The 16,495-nt window shown below is 73.1% G+C and carries 14 protein-coding genes; 8 read left to right on the top strand and 6 right to left on the bottom strand.

The annotated features are described in order from the left end of the window. Positions 1-22 precede the first annotated feature (22 nt). Both ABZ780_RS24625 and ABZ780_RS24620 read left to right on the top strand, forming a co-directional pair. Positions 23-817, top strand: coding sequence for a trans-aconitate 2-methyltransferase (locus ABZ780_RS24625; RefSeq protein ID WP_357487626.1), 795 nt, complete (start codon positions 23-25; stop codon positions 815-817). Beyond that, positions 814-1,836 carry an adenosine deaminase gene (locus ABZ780_RS24620; RefSeq protein WP_357006302.1) on the top strand — a complete coding sequence of 341 codons (1,023 nt, stop codon included), beginning with the start codon at positions 814-816 and terminating at the stop codon, positions 1,834-1,836. The genes ABZ780_RS24625 and ABZ780_RS24620 overlap by 4 nt, the downstream gene beginning before the upstream one ends. Positions 1,837-2,173: 337 nt before the next feature. On the opposite strand, the gene ABZ780_RS24615 is transcribed toward ABZ780_RS24620, so the two are convergent. Together ABZ780_RS24615 and ABZ780_RS24610 are read right to left on the bottom strand one after the other, a co-directional pair. Further along, entirely contained in the window at positions 2,174-3,577 is a 1,404-nt protein-coding gene (locus ABZ780_RS24615; RefSeq protein WP_357487625.1) for a HAMP domain-containing sensor histidine kinase, read from the bottom strand. 29 nt (positions 3,578-3,606) lie between these two features. Next, positions 3,607-4,296 carry a response regulator transcription factor gene (locus ABZ780_RS24610; RefSeq protein WP_357006306.1) on the bottom strand — a complete coding sequence of 230 codons (690 nt, stop codon included), beginning with the start codon at positions 4,294-4,296 and terminating at the stop codon, positions 3,607-3,609. A gap of 73 nt (positions 4,297-4,369) precedes the next feature. Here ABZ780_RS24610 and ABZ780_RS24605 point away from each other — a divergent pair, with 73 nt between their 5' ends. Further along, positions 4,370-5,290: an ADP-ribosylglycohydrolase family protein gene (locus ABZ780_RS24605; RefSeq protein WP_357487624.1), complete on the top strand. Its 921-nt coding sequence runs from the start codon at positions 4,370-4,372 to the stop codon at positions 5,288-5,290. 86 nt (positions 5,291-5,376) lie between these two features. Here the strand turns inward: ABZ780_RS24605 and ABZ780_RS24600 are convergent, their stop codons facing one another. Then, positions 5,377-6,378, bottom strand: coding sequence for a DUF1775 domain-containing protein (locus ABZ780_RS24600; protein ID WP_357487623.1), 1,002 nt, complete (start codon positions 6,376-6,378; stop codon positions 5,377-5,379). A 187-nt stretch (positions 6,379-6,565) separates the two neighbouring features. On the opposite strand from ABZ780_RS24600, the gene thrS reads away from it, so the two are divergent. Next, on the top strand, positions 6,566-8,575 hold the full coding sequence (gene thrS / locus ABZ780_RS24595) for a threonine--tRNA ligase (protein ID WP_357487622.1): 2,010 nt from the start codon (positions 6,566-6,568) through the stop codon (positions 8,573-8,575). A 134-nt stretch (positions 8,576-8,709) separates the two neighbouring features. Here the strand turns inward: thrS and ABZ780_RS24590 are convergent, their stop codons facing one another. Then, complete coding sequence (locus ABZ780_RS24590; RefSeq protein WP_357006317.1) at positions 8,710-9,450, bottom strand: D-Ala-D-Ala carboxypeptidase family metallohydrolase; 741 nt, start codon at positions 9,448-9,450, stop codon at positions 8,710-8,712. A gap of 166 nt (positions 9,451-9,616) precedes the next feature. On the opposite strand from ABZ780_RS24590, the gene ABZ780_RS24585 reads away from it, so the two are divergent. After that, positions 9,617-10,129 (top strand): HIT domain-containing protein, encoded by a 513-nt coding sequence (locus ABZ780_RS24585; protein WP_357006817.1) that lies wholly within the window; start codon positions 9,617-9,619, stop codon positions 10,127-10,129. Between the two features lie 61 nt (positions 10,130-10,190). On the opposite strand, the gene ABZ780_RS24580 is transcribed toward ABZ780_RS24585, so the two are convergent. Next, positions 10,191-10,673 carry a hypothetical protein gene (locus ABZ780_RS24580; RefSeq protein WP_357006320.1) on the bottom strand — a complete coding sequence of 161 codons (483 nt, stop codon included), beginning with the start codon at positions 10,671-10,673 and terminating at the stop codon, positions 10,191-10,193. Positions 10,674-10,771: 98 nt separating this feature from the next. On the opposite strand from ABZ780_RS24580, the gene ABZ780_RS24575 reads away from it, so the two are divergent. Continuing rightward, complete coding sequence (locus ABZ780_RS24575; protein ID WP_357487621.1) at positions 10,772-11,830, top strand: aldo/keto reductase; 1,059 nt, start codon at positions 10,772-10,774, stop codon at positions 11,828-11,830. Positions 11,831-12,385: 555 nt separating this feature from the next. Here ABZ780_RS24575 and ABZ780_RS24570 read toward each other — a convergent pair. Then, the gene (locus ABZ780_RS24570) at positions 12,386-14,542 is read right to left on the bottom strand and encodes an elongation factor G-like protein EF-G2 (RefSeq protein ID WP_357487620.1); all 2,157 of its coding nucleotides are present in this window, start codon (positions 14,540-14,542) and stop codon (positions 12,386-12,388) included. 250 nt (positions 14,543-14,792) lie between these two features. On the opposite strand from ABZ780_RS24570, the gene pgsA reads away from it, so the two are divergent. Together pgsA and ABZ780_RS24560 are read left to right on the top strand one after the other, a co-directional pair. Further along, the gene (pgsA, locus tag ABZ780_RS24565; RefSeq protein ID WP_357006326.1) at positions 14,793-15,422 is read left to right on the top strand and encodes a phosphatidylinositol phosphate synthase; all 630 of its coding nucleotides are present in this window, start codon (positions 14,793-14,795) and stop codon (positions 15,420-15,422) included. A gap of 91 nt (positions 15,423-15,513) precedes the next feature. After that, positions 15,514-16,443 (top strand): phosphatidylinositol mannoside acyltransferase, encoded by a 930-nt coding sequence (locus ABZ780_RS24560; protein ID WP_357487619.1) that lies wholly within the window; start codon positions 15,514-15,516, stop codon positions 16,441-16,443. Positions 16,444-16,495 lie beyond the last annotated feature (52 nt).

Genomic DNA, 16,495 nt, shown 5'->3' with positions numbered 1-16,495 from the left:
ACGTACGGTTTGGGAGGCGATGATGTGGGATCCGACGACGTACCTGCGCTACGGCGACGAGCGCTCCCGGCCGTTCCACGACCTGGTGGCCCGGATCCCGGCCGCCCGGCCCCGCACGGTGGTCGACCTCGGCTGCGGCCCCGGCCAGCTCACCGCCACCCTCGCCGAACGCTGGCCCGCCGCCCGGGTCCTCGGCCTCGACTCCTCGCCCGAGATGATCGACCGGGCCAACGCCCTGCCGACCCCGGCCGAGTTCGCCGTCGCCGACCTGCGCGACTGGCGGCCGACCGGTGACGAGGACGTGGTCGTCACCAACGCGGCGCTGCAGTGGGTGCCCGGCCATCAGGAGCTGCTGCGGCGCTGGACAGCCGACCTGCCCGTCGGCGCCTGGCTCGCCATGCAGGTCCCCGGCAACTTCGACGCACCCTCCCACCGGGCGCTGCGCGAGGTCGCCGACCGCCCCGACTGGCGCGCCGAGCTGACCCCGCTGCTGCGCGCCGACCCCGTCGACGACCCGGCCGACTACGCGCAACTGCTGACCGCCGCCGGCTGCGCGGTGGACGCCTGGGAAACTACCTACGTGCACCTGCTGCCGGCCTCTCCCGCCGCCGACCACCCGGTGCTGGCCTGGATGGAGGGCACCGCGCTGCGCCCGGTCCGGGCCGCGCTGGACGCCGCCGGCTGGTCGGCCTTCCGGGCCGAGCTGGGGGTACGGCTCGCCGCCGCGTACCCGGTGCGGCAGGGTCAGGTGTACTTCCCGTTCCGTCGTGTCTTCGTCGTCGCCCACACCGGCGACCGTGCCCAGGAGAATCCGTGACCGACCTGTCCACCTTCATCGCCGGCCTGCCCAAGGTGGAGCTGCACGTGCACCACGTCGGCTCCGCCTCGCCCCGGATCGTCGCCGAGTTGGCCGCCCGGCACGAGGGACGCTCACCGGTGCCGGCCGACCCGGACGCCCTCGCCGAATACTTCGAGTTCCGCGACTTCGCGCACTTCATCGAGGTCTACCTGAGCGTGGTCGACCTCATCCGGGACCCGGAGGACGTCTGGATCCTCACCCACGAGGTGGCCCGGGAGCTGGCTCGCCAGCAGGTCCGGTACGCGGAGCTGACCATCACCCCCTACTCGCACGTACGCCGGGGCATCCCCGCGCCGGCGTTCTGCGAGGCGATCGAGGACGCCCGCAAGCGCGCTGCCGCCGACTTCGGCCTCGACCTGCGCTGGTGCTTCGACATTCCCGGTGAGGCGGGACTGCCCGCCGCCGAGGAGACGCTGCGCATCGCGCTCGACCAACGCCCGGACGGGCTGATCAGCTTCGGTCTGGGCGGCCCGGAGATCGGCGTACCCCGGCCGCAGTTCCGGCCCTACTTCGACCAGGCCCGCGCGGCCGGGCTCCGCTCGGTGCCGCACGCGGGCGAGACCACCGGCCCGCAGACGGTCTGGGACGCGCTGCGCGAGCTGGGCGCCGAACGGATCGGGCACGGCATTTCCGCCGCACAGGACCCGGAACTGCTCACGTACCTGGCCGAGCGGCAGATCGGGATGGAGATCTGCCCGACGTCCAACGTACGGACCCGTGCCGTGGCGACCCTCGACGAGCACCCGCTGCCCCGACTGGTCGAGGCCGGGCTGCTGGTCACCATCAACTCCGACGACCCGCCGATGTTCGGCACCACCCTCAACGACGAGTACGCGGTGGCGGGCCGACTGCTCGGGGCGGGGCCGCGGGAGCTGGCCGGGCTGGCCCGCAACGCGGTGACCGCGTCGTTCCTCGACCCCGCCGGCAAGCAGCGGATCATCGCCGAGATCGACGCCCACCTCGCCACCGCCGGCTGAGCCGGGATCGGCCGCTGCTCGGTGGAGCCTCGGTCGGCCGCCGCTGGCTGAGCCTCGGGCGACCCTTGCGAGGGCCGGGCCGGCGGGCCGGGATCGGGGTGGGGAGCAGGGCGCGCGGCGGGAGTGTGGGTGTGGGGGGACCTGGGCTCCCGCCGCGCGCACGGCTCCACCGGCCGGTTGATGCGCGGTGCGCTGGCCGGTGGAACTGGTGGGTTCGTGCCTTGATCCTGGCAGCCCGCGACCGCTTCATCGCGGTCGTTAACCGCGATCTAAGGAAGACTTGCGCCGGCCCACAGCCCGCGCCCCTGGCGGCCGCCCGTCGGGGCGGCTCAGCCGCTCAGTTGTCGGTGGGGCGCTGGCGGGGCCAGCGCCGACCGCTGGTCTTCTGGTCCCGGGCGTCGCGCGCCATCCGACCCACCAGGCCGAACCGGTTGACCTGCCGGGGCGTCGCCTCCGGGTCGGCGAGCAGCATCACCACGCTGGCACCGCCCAGCCGCGCCCGGTCGATGCTCACCGACCCGTTCGCCTGCAACGACACCCGCTTGGCGATGTCCAGGCCGAGCCCGGTCGAGCCCTGGTCGCTGGTGCCCCGGCGCAGCGCCCGATCCGGGTTGGCGATGCCGGGGCCGGCGTCGTCGACCCGGATCGCCACGTACCCGTCGCGGCGGGACACGGCCACCTCGAACGCCGTCCCCTGCGGGGTGTAGCGGAAGACGTTGCCGATCACCGCGTCCAGCGCGGCGGCCAGCTCGGCGCGCGGCACCGGAGCCGGGATGCGCAGCTGCGCGCCGATCACCCGGTGCGGCCGGTTCTGGTCGCCGGCCAGCGCGGCCCAGAAGACCATCCGGTCCCGGACCACCTCGCTGACGTCACACATCGCCGGCCCGGCCTCGTGTGCCACCGCCTTGCGGGTGGTCTTGATCAGCACGTCGATCTCACCCTCCAGGGTGACGATCGCCTGCCGGATCCGCCGGATGCCCCGGAGCCGGTCCAGCTCCGCCTGGCTGAACGAACCCACGCTGGTGTCGTCGGACTCCAACGCCTCCGCGTCCAGCCGCAGCACGGTCAACGGGGTACGCAGCCGGTGCGACAGGTCCGCCACCAGCTCCCGCTCGTCGGTGCGGGCCGCGTCCAGCCGGTCGGCCATCCGGTTGAACGCGTACCCGGCCTCGGCCAGCTCGCGGGGACCGGTCGGCTCGACGCGTACCCCCAGGTCGCCGTCACCGATCGACAGGGCCGCCTTCACCAGACCTCGGGTCGAGTCCACCGCGCGGGCGGCGACCCGGTCGACCACCAGCACCGCCGCGCCCACCATCGCCGCGCCGACCGCGAACAACAGCAGCCACCTGCCGCCGGCGCCCTCACCCAGCCTCGAATCCGGTACGAAAACCTCGACGACTGCCGTCTGGTCGCCCAGGACCACCGGGTCGAGCCGGACCACCCCGCCCTCGACGTCGACGACCAGCGAGCGTCGGTCGGCGCGGGCCTGGGCCAGGTCACTGCCACTGGCGCGGCCGGCGGACTCGTCCAGCCCCAGCCCGTGCACCACCGGCGGGTCGGACGTGCCCGCACCGCTGGCGACCACGGCCCGCTCGACCACCGCCGGCTCGGTGCTCACCGCGAGCGCCCCGGTCACCAGGGCGCTACGACGAGCCGCGTCGGCGATCGCCTCGTCCCGGGTCTGCTCGCGCAGACTCAGCCCGAGTGGAATCAGGAAGGCGAGCGCGACGAGGCTGCACATGCCGGCCGTGAGCAGGGCCAGCGCCGTCCTCAGTCCGGTGCCACCAGCCGGAACCCGACCCCCCGCACGGTGCGCAGGTAGCGCGGCTTCGCCGCGGACTCGCCCATCTTTCGACGGAGCCAGTACAGGTGAACGTCGATGGTCTGATCCTCGCCGACCGATGGCTGCCGCCATACCTCCTCCAAGAGCTCCCGGCGGGACACTACCCGCCCGGGTCGTGCGGCGAGATACGCCAGCAGGTCGAATTCCTTGCGGGTCAGCGCCAGCGGCTCCCCGTCGAGGACGGCGCTGCGCTCACCGACGTCCACCCGCAGCCCGCCGACGGTGTGCACGGCGGGCTGCACCGTCCGGCTGGCCCGCCCGGCCCGACGCAGCACCGTGGTGATCCGAGCGTCCAGGTGCGCGCCCGTGAACGGCTTGACCATGTAGTCGTCGGCCCCGGCGCGCAGCAGCTTGACCACCGACTGCTCGTCGTCCCGGGCCGTGGCGATGATGATCGGGACGTCGGTGATGCCGCGCAGCATCCGCAGCGCGTCCGAGCCGTCCAGGTCGGGCAGACCGAGATCCAACACCACCAGGTCGGGTGTCTCCGCGGCGACCCGGCGCAACGCGTCCAGGGCGGTGCCCACGGCGTGCACCGCGTGCCCTCGGTCCGCGAGGGAGCGCAGCATCGCGCCGCGTACGACGTGATCGTCTTCGACCAGGAGCACGGAGGCCACGACAAGACCGTACTTGGCCTGGCAAGTTGATCGCGTTGCGACGTACCTGGGAACCGGGCAAGCTGGTACGACGATGTCCTTCACTCTCTTTGCCGACGCCCGCATGGCGCTCGCCCGGGACAGCCTCGCCGGCCTCTCCACCGGCGACGCGCTCGGCGCGCAGTTCTTCCTGTCGGGGCCGGCGCCGGAGCACCTCACCGAGGCGACCCTGCCCCCGGCGCCCTGGGAGTGGACCGACGACACCGAGATGGCCTGCTCGGTGGTCGCCGAACTGGCCGCGTCCGGCGACATCGACCGGGACCGGCTGGCGCTGGCGTTCGCCGAGCGCTGTGGCGCCCAGCGGGGCTACGGCGCCGGCGCGATGCTGATCCTGCGGTTGATCCGCACCGGCACCCCGTGGCCGGTGGCCGCCGCGTTCGCCTTCGACGGGCAGGGCTCCTGCGGCAACGGCGCGGCGATGCGGGTCGGCCCGCTGGGCGCGTACTTCGCCGACTCCACCGCCCGTGCCGCCGCGCAGGCTCGAGCCTCGGCCGAGGTGACCCACGCGCATCCCGAGGGGATCGCTGGCGCGGTCGCCGTGGCGGTCGCCGCCGCGCTCGCCGCCGGGGCCCGCCTCGACGGACATCGGCCGGCCCCGGACCGGCTGCTCGCCGGGATCGCCGCCGCGATCGAGCCGGGGACCGAGGTGCACCGCGGCGTGCACCGGGCGATCGGGCTGCTCGGCCGGCCGCTGCCCCGGGTGGTGGCGGCGCTCGGCAACGGCTCCCGGGTAACCGCCCAGGACACCGTCGGGTTCACCCTCTGGGTTGCCGCCACGCACCTCGACGACTATCCGGCGGCGATCCAGACGTGCGTGCGGGCCGGCGGGGACGTGGACACCACGGCCGCCATCGCCGGCGCGGTGGTGGCCGCGTACACCGGTGTCGGCACGCCCGGCGGAGTGCCCGAGCCGTGGTTGGCCGCGCGCGAGCCGCTACCGGCCTGGGCACCCTGACGATGATCAACTCAGTATCGGCGATATGGCGGTGTCCCGGGCGAGGGATGCCGCCATATCGGCGAGCTGGAGTTGATGATGGTCGCTCAGCCGGTGCGCACCGGGTCGCCGACGGACGCAGGCTCCGCCTCGGCTGATGCCGAGGCGTCAGACGCCGCCGGTGCCGGTGTCGCCTTCGTGGAAACGGCCGGCGTCGGGTCGGCCTCCGTCCGGTCGGCCGGCGTCGCAGGCTCGTCCGCACCGCCGGTCACCTCGGCGAGCGCGGCGTCCTCGGCCGGGTCGCGCCGGCGCAACCGGCTGACCAGCCAGCCGATCGCCGCACCGCCGCCCAGCCCCGCCAACAGGCCGGCGGCCAACATGGCGTCGGCGCTGCCGGACTCCTCGCCGCCAGCGCCCGCCCCGGCCACCGCCGACCCGTCGGCACCAGCACCACCGTCACGACCAGCACCACCGTCACGACCAGCACCACCGTTCGCGCCAGCGTCGGGGCCGGTCGCCGCGCCGGCTGCCGGGGCGCCGTGGCCGCCGTGCCCGACCGGTCCGGCGGCACCGGCGGCTGCCGGCAGCAGGGTGAGCACCGGGGCGCGGTGCGCGCCGTCGGCGTCCGCCCAGCGAACCACCGTGCCGTCGGCGTACGTCTGGACGACCTCGAAGGCGAGCCGCTCGGCCTGCGGCAGCGGGCCCATGGACAACGCCAGCCGGGCCGGGCCGGGCGCGCTCTCGCCGACGCGGACCCAGGTCACCGCGGTGGTCACGGTCGTCACCCCGGGGGCGTGCATTCCGGCGACCGGCTTGTCGAGGGTACGGGAGCTGATCTTGGGTGCCCAGCCGTCGACCGACATCGGGTAGACCTCGGCCACCGGCGCGTCGGCCGGCAACCGGACCTCGATCTGGCGGGTCGTGGTGCCGGCCCGCTCCTCGGGCACGCTGAACTCCAGCCGTACCGCGTCGCCCTGCCGGGCCTCGGTCGGGGTGGTCGTCACGTCCGCGGCGTGCGCCGTGCCGGGCCATCCGAGCAGCAGACCGGCGGCGGTCAGCGCGGTCACCGCCGCGATCCGCCGCCGGTCACCGCCGTGCGTGCTCGCCATCTCGTGCCCCCATCCGTGTCGACGCGGCCGGCACCGGTTCCGGCCACACCTGGTAGTTCGGTTCCGAGGCGCGAAAGGTTCAACGGCGGCCGTTAGGAAGGTGCCCTTCCCTGGCGGGGGTGGGTGGACCGATAGCATCGGCAGGAGCCGAGGACGGCCCCGTTTCGTACCACCTGAAGGAGTCACCGTGTCCGCACCCCGTACCCCCGCCGTGGCCGACCCTGTCGTCGTCGCCGCCGGGACGACGGCGGCCGACGCGGTGGCCGCGGCCGGACTGCCCGCGAACGGCCCCAAGGCGATCGTCGTGGTCCGCGACCCGGAGGGTCAGCTGCGTGACCTGGACTGGGCGCCGGCCGAGGAGACCGTCGTCGAGCCGGTCAGCCTGGATTCGCCCGACGGGCTCAACGTGCTGCGTCACTCCACCGCGCACGTGCTCGCGCAGGCCGTGCAGGACATCTTCCCCGAGGCCAAGCTGGGCATCGGGCCGCCGATCGAGAACGGCTTCTACTACGACTTCGACGTCGACAAGCCGTTCCAGCCCGACGATCTCGGCAAGCTCGAGAAGCGCATGCAGGAGATCATCAAGTCCGGGCAGCGGTTCCGCCGGCGTCGCTTCGGCAGCCTCGACGAGGCTCGCGCCGAGCTGGCCGACGAGCCGTTCAAGCTGGAGCTGATCGAGGTCAAGGGCGAGGGCCTGGACACCGACGAGGTGATGGAGGTCGGCGGCGGCGAGCTGACGATCTACGACAACGTCGATGCCAAGGAGGACAAGGTCTGCTGGTCGGACCTGTGCCGGGGCCCACACCTGCCCACCACTCGGCTGATCGGCGCGTTCAAGCTGATGCGCTCGGCCGCCGCGTACTGGCGCGGGTCGGAGAAGAACCCCCAACTGCAGCGGGTGTACGGCACCGCGTGGCCGACCCGCGACGAGCTCAAGGCGTACCTGAAGCTGTTGGAGGAGGCCGCCCGGCGCGACCACCGCAAGCTCGGCGCGGACCTGGACCTGTTCAGCTTCCCCGACGAGATCGGCTCCGGCCTCGCGGTCTTCCACCCCAAGGGCGGGATCATCCGTCGGGAGATGGAGAACTACTCCCGCCAACGGCACGAGCAGGCGGGGTACGAGTTCGTCAACTCCCCGCACATCTCCAAGGCGCAGCTGTTCCAGACCTCCGGTCACCTGCCGTACTACGCGGACACCATGTTCCCGCCCATGCAGCTCGAAGGCGCGGAGTACTACCTCAAGGCGATGAACTGCCCGATGCACAACCTGATCTTCAGGTCGCGCGGGCGGTCGTACCGGGAGCTGCCGCTGCGGATGTTCGAGTTCGGCACGGTCTACCGGTACGAGAAGTCCGGCGTGGTGCACGGTCTGACCCGGGTTCGTGGCCTCACCCAGGACGACTCGCACATCTACTGCACCCGTGAGCAGATGGCCGGTGAGCTGTCCACGCTGCTCAGCTTCGTGCTGGACCTGCTGCGTGACTACGGGCTGGACGACTTCTACCTGGAGCTGTCGACCCGGGACGACTCGCCCAAGTTCATCGGCGCCGACGAGGACTGGGCGGAGGCGACCGAGGCGCTGCGGACCGCCGCCGCGACCTCCGGCCTGGACCTGGTGCCCGACCCGGGCGGTGCGGCGTTCTACGGGCCGAAGATCTCGGTGCAGGCGCGCGACGCGATCGGCCGCACCTGGCAGATGTCCACCATCCAGGTCGACTTCAACCAGCCGGAGCGGTTCAGCTTGGAATACCAGGCCGCCGACGGCAGCCGGCAGCGGCCCGTCATGATCCACCGGGCGCTGTTCGGCTCGATCGAGCGGTTCTTCGGGGTGCTCACCGAGCACTACGCGGGGGCGTTCCCGGCGTGGCTGGCCCCGGTGCAGGTGGTGGGCATCCCGATCCGCGAGGACCACACCGACTACCTGCACGGCTTCGTCGCGGCCCTGCGCGCCGAGGGGATCCGGGCCCAGGTGGACGCGGGTGACGACCGGATGCAGAAGAAGATCCGCACCGCTCAGCAGCAGAAGATCCCGTTCATGGTGATCGCCGGCGACGACGACGTGGCCGCCGGGACGGTGTCGTTCCGCTACCGCGACGGCTCCCAGCGCAACGGGGTGCCGATCGCCGAGGCGGTGACCCACGTGCTCGACGTGGTGTCCTCCCGCACGAACATCGGCCCGTCCGCCGCCGCGGAGTAACGCGCCGCGGTCGCTCCGGCCGCGTTCATGATCGTGCTCGATCCAGGATGTAGTGGCCTCCCCGTGCTGGGAGGCCACTACATCCATGTTCGAGCACGATCATGGCCGGCGCGGCGGCGCGGGCGGGGTGGCTGTCAGACGCCGCAGTTCGGCGCTGACCAGCCTCCGACGGCCGCCACGTGGGTGTGGTCGTTGTGGGCCGGGTAGCCGGGGCCGAGGATCTGCCCGAAGCCGTGGTAGCGGGCCTGCTGGGCCAGCCGGCAGAACGACGGGGAGCCGACCAGGTCCACTCCGTCGCCGTACATGTGCCGGCTGTTCGATGCCCCGCCGACCGCGTTGTTGCAGGCGGCGCTGCGGAAGCCGCTGCTGATCACGATGTTCACGTCCCCGAGGGCGTGCCGTAGGGCCTGGAGCTTCCACATCGAGACGAGCGCGTTGAACCGCGCGGTGCTCGCCGCGACCGCGCCGCCAGCCCAGGTGCTGTTGCAGTTGTTCAGCTCGGCGTAGCTGAAGTTGGCCGGCGTGCAGTCGTCGTCCTGCAGGGCGTAGAGGCGGTTGAAGGTCTGTGCGCCGGCCACCCCGTCGGCGGACAGCCCGTACGCCTGCTGGAAGCGGATCACCGCGGAGCGGGTGGCCGGGCCGTACGCGCCGTCGATAGTGAGCACTGCGGCGTAGCCGGGGTAGCCCGCGACCCGGATCTGGAGCTGCCGGACGTCCTCGCCGGACATCCCCTGGGACAGGGCGCGACCCCAGGTGTAGCAGCCGTCCGCCTGCGCCGCGCTGGCGGTGAGAGTGACGCCGGTCATGGTGGTGGCGGCGGTCAGCGCGAGTGCCGCGAGGATTCTGCCGAGCCGTCGGATCATGTAGCTCTCCATCAGTAAATGGAAGTACGTGGATGCATGGAATTTTCAGGTTCGGACATCGATCCGTCAAGAACTTGCAGCAAGGAGTTTTCCCGGGCGGAGGGTGTCGCGGCCCGTCCGCGCGGCTCCGTAGGATCGGCTCGTGACAGGGGCGGAGCGGCACACGGACAGCGGTGGCATGGCGGACGGCCTGGATCGGCTCTGGACACCACACCGGATGACCTACATCTCCGGCGAGGACCGCCCCGCCGAGGGTTACGAGAAGCCGACCGGCTGCCCGTTCTGCCTGGCCCCGGGACTGCCACCGGAGGAGAGCCTGGTGGTGGCCCGCGGCGAGCACGTCTTCGTGGTGCTCAACCTCTACCCGTACAACCCGGGGCACCTGCTGGTCTGCCCCTACCGGCACGTCGCCGACTACACCGACCTGGACGTGCCGGAGACCACCGAGCTGGCGTCGTACACCCAGACGGCGATGCGGGTGATCCGCAAGGTGAGCAACGCGCACGGCTTCAACCTGGGGATGAACCAGGGCGGGGTGGCCGGCGCCGGCATCGCCGCGCACCTGCACCAGCACGTCGTCCCGCGCTGGGGCGGCGACGCGAACTTCATGCCGGTGATCGGCCGCACCAAGGTGCTGCCGCAACTGCTCGGCGACACCCGCGACCTGCTCGCCCGCGCCTGGCCGTCCTGACCGTCGCTGGTCCGCTGGCCGTCCTGGCCGTCGCTGGTGCGCGACGTCCGCGCCGGTCGGGCTAGTCGGCGCGCAGCAGCGGGGTCAACTCCGGCCAGCTCTCCACCCGGTGTACGCGGGGCAGCAGCGCCGCGTGCGCGGCGACCTCCGCCGGGCGCGGCCGGAACAGGAAGCGGTACGGCACCGAGTCGAGGTAGCCGAGCACCTCCAGCCTGTCGTCCACGAAGTGGGTCAGCCCGAGCCGCAGGGCGATCGGCGCCTTGGCCGGCCGGGTCCGGCAGAAGTGCACCCGGTCGGCGGGGATCCCGGTGCGCGCCGGAAAATCGTGGTGGGCCAGCCAGCCGCGGGTCCGCCGTTCGGTGGCCTCGCCGCACTTGGACACCAGGTGCACCTCGTCGAACGCCGGCCCGAGCGCCGCGAGCGCGTCGAACGCCCCGTCGACCACCGGGGTACGCAGGTAGTGCGCGCCGAAGAAGGACGTGTCGGCGTCCTCGTCCGACGGCTGGATGATCACGCCGCCGATATCCACACCCAGCCTCCGCATGCGGCCGATCATGCCGCACCGAACCGGTGGACGCGCACCCACGATTCGCACGCGGGATCTGCTACGCCCCGACCCCTCCGAGGTGGCACGATCGGCCGATGGCAGTCACGACGCGGATGTTGGGGCGCAGCGGCATCGAGGTCAGCGCCCTCGGCATGGGGTGCTGGGCGATCGGCGGTCCCTGGGCGGAGGGGACACAGCCGCTGGGCTGGGGCGCCGTCGACGATGACGAGTCGGTGCGGGCGGTACGCCGGGCCCTCGACCTGGGCGTGACCCTCTTCGACACCGCCGACACGTACGGGGCCGGGCACAGCGAACGGGTGCTCGGCCGGGCGCTCGCGGGCCGCCGCGACGAAGCCGTGATCGCCACCAAGTGGGGCTACACCTTCGACGAGGTGACCCGCCAGGCGACCGGGGACGACGCGTCACCGGCGTACCTGCGGCGAGCCGTGACCGCCTCGCTACGCCGGCTGCGTACCGACCGGATCGACCTCTACCAGCTGCACCTGGCCGACCTGCCGGTGCCCCGGGCGGAGGCGCTGATCGGCACCTGCGAGGACCTGATCACCGAGGGCCTGATCCGGGCGTACGGGTGGAGCACCGACCGCCCCGACCGGGCCACCGCGTTCGGGCACGCCGCCCCCGGCGCCACCGCCGTGCAGCACAACCTGTCGGTGCTGCGCGACACCCCCGAACTGCTCGCCGTCTGCGACAAGTACGACCTGGCCAGCATCAACCAGGGGCCGCTGGGGATGGGCCTGCTCACCGGCAAGTACACGGCCGCCTCCACGCTGCCCCGCGACGACGTACGCGGGCTGGCCCCCGGCTGGCTGGAGTGGTTCCGCGGTGGCCGCCCGGCACCGGAGTGGCTGCGCCGGGTCGGCGCGGTCCGCGCCGCGCTCACCGCCGACGGGCGCACCCTCGCGCAGGGCGCGCTGGGCTGGATCTGGGCGCGCAGCGGACGCACCATCCCGATCCCCGGCTGTCGTACGGTCAGCCAGGTCGAGGAGAACGCCGCAGCACTGCACCGAGGTCCCCTGCCGGCAGACCAGTTCGTCGAGGTGGAACGTCAGCTCGCCGCCCTGCGTACCGCCGCCCTCCGCGACGCCGACCGCCCTCACTGGCCCCGCCCCACCCACCCCACAACCCACCCGTAACTCCCGACCCCACCCCCCGCCGAGCCACCCCCACCGCCCCCGCGCGCGGTCCTCGCCCCGCTGTCCCCACGCGCGGTCTTCGCCCTGCTGTCGCCGCGCGCGGTCTTCGCCCGGCTGTCGCCGCGCGCGGTCTTCGCCCCGCCGTCTTCGCCCCGCCGTCCCCGCGCGCGGTCTTCGCCCCGCTGCCAGCCCAGAGTGTCCCCGCCCCGTGTCGATCATGGAGTTGTGGTGCCTCACAAATCGGGTGAACGTGGTTATCCTGCCCACCACAACTCCATGATCGGCAGGGGCAGGGGCAGGGGCAGGGGCAGGGGCAGGGGCAGGGGCAGGCTTGACCCCGCTCCGCCCCGCCCCCGTCCCGCCGATCTTGCACTTCCTGCCGCGACTAATGCCCGTAATTGCGACATCTTGGCGACAGTAAGTGCAAGATCGCCGTGCCGTGCCGTGCCGTGCCGTGCGCATGGCGGGGCGGGGCGTGTCGCGCCGCGCGCATGGCGGGGCCGGGCGCATGGCGTGGCCGGGCGGGGTGAGGGCGGGGCTGCGGAGGAGGGCCCGTTAGGGGGTTTGTTCTTTGCGGGCCTGGTCGGCCAGGTGAGTGGGCATGGGGTCGTGGCGGACGAAGTGGCGGCGGAAGGTGCCGGTGCCGGCGGTCAACGAGCGCAGCTCGACGGCGTAGCGGAGCAGTTCAAGGGCGGGTACCTCGGCGCGGACCAGAGAGCGGCCCTCGACCTCCGGGTCCGGTTCGGTGCCGAGCACCCGGCCGCGTCGGCTGGACAGGTCGCCCAGGACGGCGCCCACCGAGCCGTCCGGCACTCGGATGGTCACCTCGTCGATGGGTTCGAGCAGTGTCGGCTGACCGCGTTCGGCGGCGTCGCGCAGGGCCAGCGCGCCGGCGGTCTGGAAGGCCGCGTCGGAGGAGTCGACGCTGTGCGCCTTGCCGTCGACGAGGGTCACCCGCAGGTCCACCACGGGGTGCCCGGCGACCAGGCCGCGGTCCAGTTGGGCGCGTACGCCCTTCTCCACCGACGGGATGTAGGTGTGCGGCACGGCGCCGCCGACGACCCGGTCGACGAACTCGAAGCCGCTGCCGCGCGGCAGGGGCTCGACCTCGATGTCGCAGACCGCGTACTGGCCGTGGCCGCCGGACTGCTTGACGTGCCGGCCGTGCCCCCTGGCCGGCGCGGTAAGGGTCTCGCGCAGCGACACCTTGACCGGCTCGGTGTCCAGCTCGACGCCACCGGCGCGCAGTCGGTCGAGCACCACGTCGGCGTGCGCCTCGCCCATGCACCAGAGGACCAGCTGGTGGGTCTCCGGGTTGCGCTCCAGACGCAGGGTGGGGTCGCCGGCGACGAGCCGGGCCAGGTTGCGGGCCAGCGCGTCCTCGTCGGCGCGGCTGCGGGCGACGATCGCCACCGGCAGCAGCGGCTCGGGCATCTCCCAGGGGGCGATCAGCAGCGGGTTGTCCTTGGCCGAGATGGTGTCGCCGGTTTCGGCGCTGCCCGACTTGGTGATCGCGCAGATGTCGCCGGCCACGCAGAGCGGCACCTCACGCAGGGTGGCGCCGAGCGGGGTGTAGATGTGCCCGACGCGCTCGTCGGCGTCGTGGTCGGGGTGCCCGCGTTCGGCCATGCCGTGCCCGGAGACGTGCATCGTCAGGTCGGGGCGCAGCGTGCCGGAGAAGACCCGGACCAGGGAGACGCGGCCGACGTGCCGGTCGACTGTGGTCTTGACCACCTCGGCGACGAGCGGTCCGTCCGGGTCGCAGGTCAGTGGCGGGCGGGGTGAGCCGTCCACGCCTGTCACTGCGGGCAGCTCGTGCTCCAGCGGTGACGGGAACGCGGCGGTCAGCACCTCCAGCAGCGCGTCCAGGCCGACGCCGGTCGCGGCGCAGACCGGCACCACCGGGTAGAAGTGGCCCCGGGCGACGGCCTTCTCCAGGTCTTCGATGAGCACCTCGGTGTCGATCTCCTCGCCGCCGAGGTAGCGGTCCATGAGCGTCTCGTCCTCGCTCTCGGCGATGATCCCCTCGATCAGTTCGTCGCGGGACTCGTCGATGGCCCGCTGGTGCTCCGGGTCCGGGTCGCGGACGTCGGCGGGCAGCCCGCCGGTGTAGTCGAAGACCCGGCGGGTGATCAGCCCGAGCAGCCCGGCGGTGGAGACCCCGTCGTCGCCGAGCATCGGCAGGTAGAGCGGCATCACGTTGTCGCCGAAGAGTCGCTGGCACAGCGCCACGGTCTCGTCGACGTCGGCGCGGGGCTGGTCCAGTCGGGCCACCGCGACGGCGCGGGGCATGTCGACCGCCGCGCACTCCTCCCACAGCGCCACGGTGGCCGCGTCCATCCCGCCGGCCGCCGACACGACGAAGAGCGCGGCGTCGGCGGCCCGCAGGCCGGCGCGCAGCTCACCGACGAAGTCGGCGTACCCGGGGGTGTCCAGCAGATTGACCTTGATGCCGTTGTGCAGCAGGGGCGCGCAGGACAGACTCACCGAGCGCTGCTGGCGTACGGCCGCCGGGTCGTGGTCGCCGACCGTGGTGCCGTCGACCACGCTGCCGGCCCGGCCGATCGTGCCGGTCGCGGCGAGCAGCGCCTCGACCAGCGTCGTCTTGCCCGCTCCGGAGTGCCCGACGAGCACCACGTTGCGAACCCGGTCGGGCTCGGTCACCGCCGACGCGCCGCCGGCGGGACCCTTTTCCTGACTTTTCTGCGCCATGGTGGCGCACCTCCCTCAGCCGGTGGTGGTGGCGACCGCCGCGCGACGGGAAGCGGCCCGGGGCGAGTGCGCGGCGATATCCTCCGGTGGTCTGCTGCACAGCGGGAACGGGACGGGTGGATGGGTGAGCTGGCTCACCTCTCGCCTCGATCTCACACCCGTTGCCGGACAGGCACAAGCCTGCCCCCGGCGGGTCGGAGGGACCGGCCGTTCCGCCGGAGCTGGGCGGACCGTTATCGTGGGGACCGCCATGGCGAAGATCTTCCAAGTGTCGGCCCGCGCGGGGATGACCCGCGTCGTCGAGCCGATCGCCCGCGCCCTGCTGCGCGCGGGCGTCACCCCCAATGCCGTCACCGTCGCGGGCACCGTTGGTGTGCTCGTCGGCGCGCTCGGCTTCGGTGCCCGCGGCCATCTGGTCGCGGGCGCGTTGATCGTCACCCTGTTCGCGCTCACCGACCTGCTCGACGGGACGATGGCCCGGATGAGCGGTGGCTCCACCAAGTTCGGGGCGTTCCTCGACTCAAGCATGGACCGGGTCGCCGACAGTGCCGTCTTCGGCGCTGTCGCGTACTGGCTGGCCACCCAGGGTAACCACTCCGGGGTGGCGGCCGCGCTGCTCTGCCTGGCCGCCGGTGGGCTGGTCTCCTACGTGAAGGCCCGCGCCGAAGGGCTCGGCATGACCTGCAACGTGGGCATCGCCGAGCGCACCGAGCGGCTGCTGATCGTCGGGGTCGGCGGCATCCTCACCGGCGTCGGCGTGAAGCCGGCGCTGGAGATCGCGCTCTGGCTGCTCGCCGCCATCTCGATCTTCACGGTGGGGCAGCGGATGGCGCACGTCTACCGCCAGGCCCAGCAGCTCCAGCCGGACGGCCAGGCGTGAGCGGGGCCAGGCGGGAGACGCGACGACCGGACGTGTCGAGCGTGGGTCGCGCGCTGGCGACGCCGCGCCGGACGACCGGCGGCCGGGCCGCGTGAACCTGACCGAGCTGGGGTACGTCGCCGGCTGGCGGCTGGTCCGCGCGCTGCCCCGGCCGCTGGTGGCGGCGGCGTTCCAGGCGGGCGCGGACCGCGCGCACCGCCGGGCCGGCGGGGGTACGGCTCGACTGCGTGCGAACCTGCGTCGGGTGGTCGGCCCGGAGCTGCCCGAGGCCGAACTGGACGACCTGGTCAAGCGCGGTCTGCGCTCGTACGCCAGGTATTGGATGGAGGCGTTCCGGCTGCCCGCGTTGAGCCGGGCGCAGATCCTGGAGGGCTTCCGCCTCGACGGCGCGGAGTTGCTCGCCGCCGACGTGGCCGCCGGACGGGGTGCGGTGGTGGCCCTGCCGCACGCCGGTAACTGGGACGCGGCGGGCGCCTGGGTGGCGGCCACGGGCTGGCCGATCACCACGGTCGCCGAGCGGCTCAAGCCGGAGGGCGTCTACGAGCGGTTCGTGGCGTTCCGTGAGGGTCTGGGGATGGAGATCCTGCCGACGCACGGTGGGCCACGTCCGGCGTTCGACGTGTTGCTGGACCGGCTGCGCGCGGGGGCGATCGTGCCGCTGCTGGCCGACCGGGACCTGTCGGCCCGTGGCGTGGAGGTGGACTTCTTCGGCGCGAAGACGCGCATGCCGGCCGGGCCGGCGTTGCTCGCGCTGCACACCGGCGCGCCGCTCTACGTGGCGTCGATGTGGTTCGAGCCGGACACCGCGCATGCCGCGCTCGCCGGCCCGCTGCCGGTGCCGGGGCCCGAGGTGGGGCCCCTGGACCAGCGGGTGCGGTCGCTGACCCAGATGATCGCGGACCGTCTGGCGGCGGGTATCGCCCGGCATCCGCAAGACTGGCACATGTTGCAGCGGATGTGGCTCGACCAGCGAGGGTCGGGGGGCGCGGCGCTGTCCGCACCGGCCTCGGGCCGGTCCTGAAGGGGGTGGGCTCGGTGCGCGTGAGGAGTGCAGCGCAGCGGAGCCCCGCTGT

The sequence above is a fragment of the Micromonospora sp. NPDC047467 genome (assembly GCF_040643095.1).
Classification (GTDB): Bacteria; Actinomycetota; Actinomycetes; order Mycobacteriales; family Micromonosporaceae; genus Micromonospora.
The sequence above is the reverse complement of the archived record's forward strand: the minus strand, read 5'-3'. Positions and strand labels throughout refer to the sequence as shown.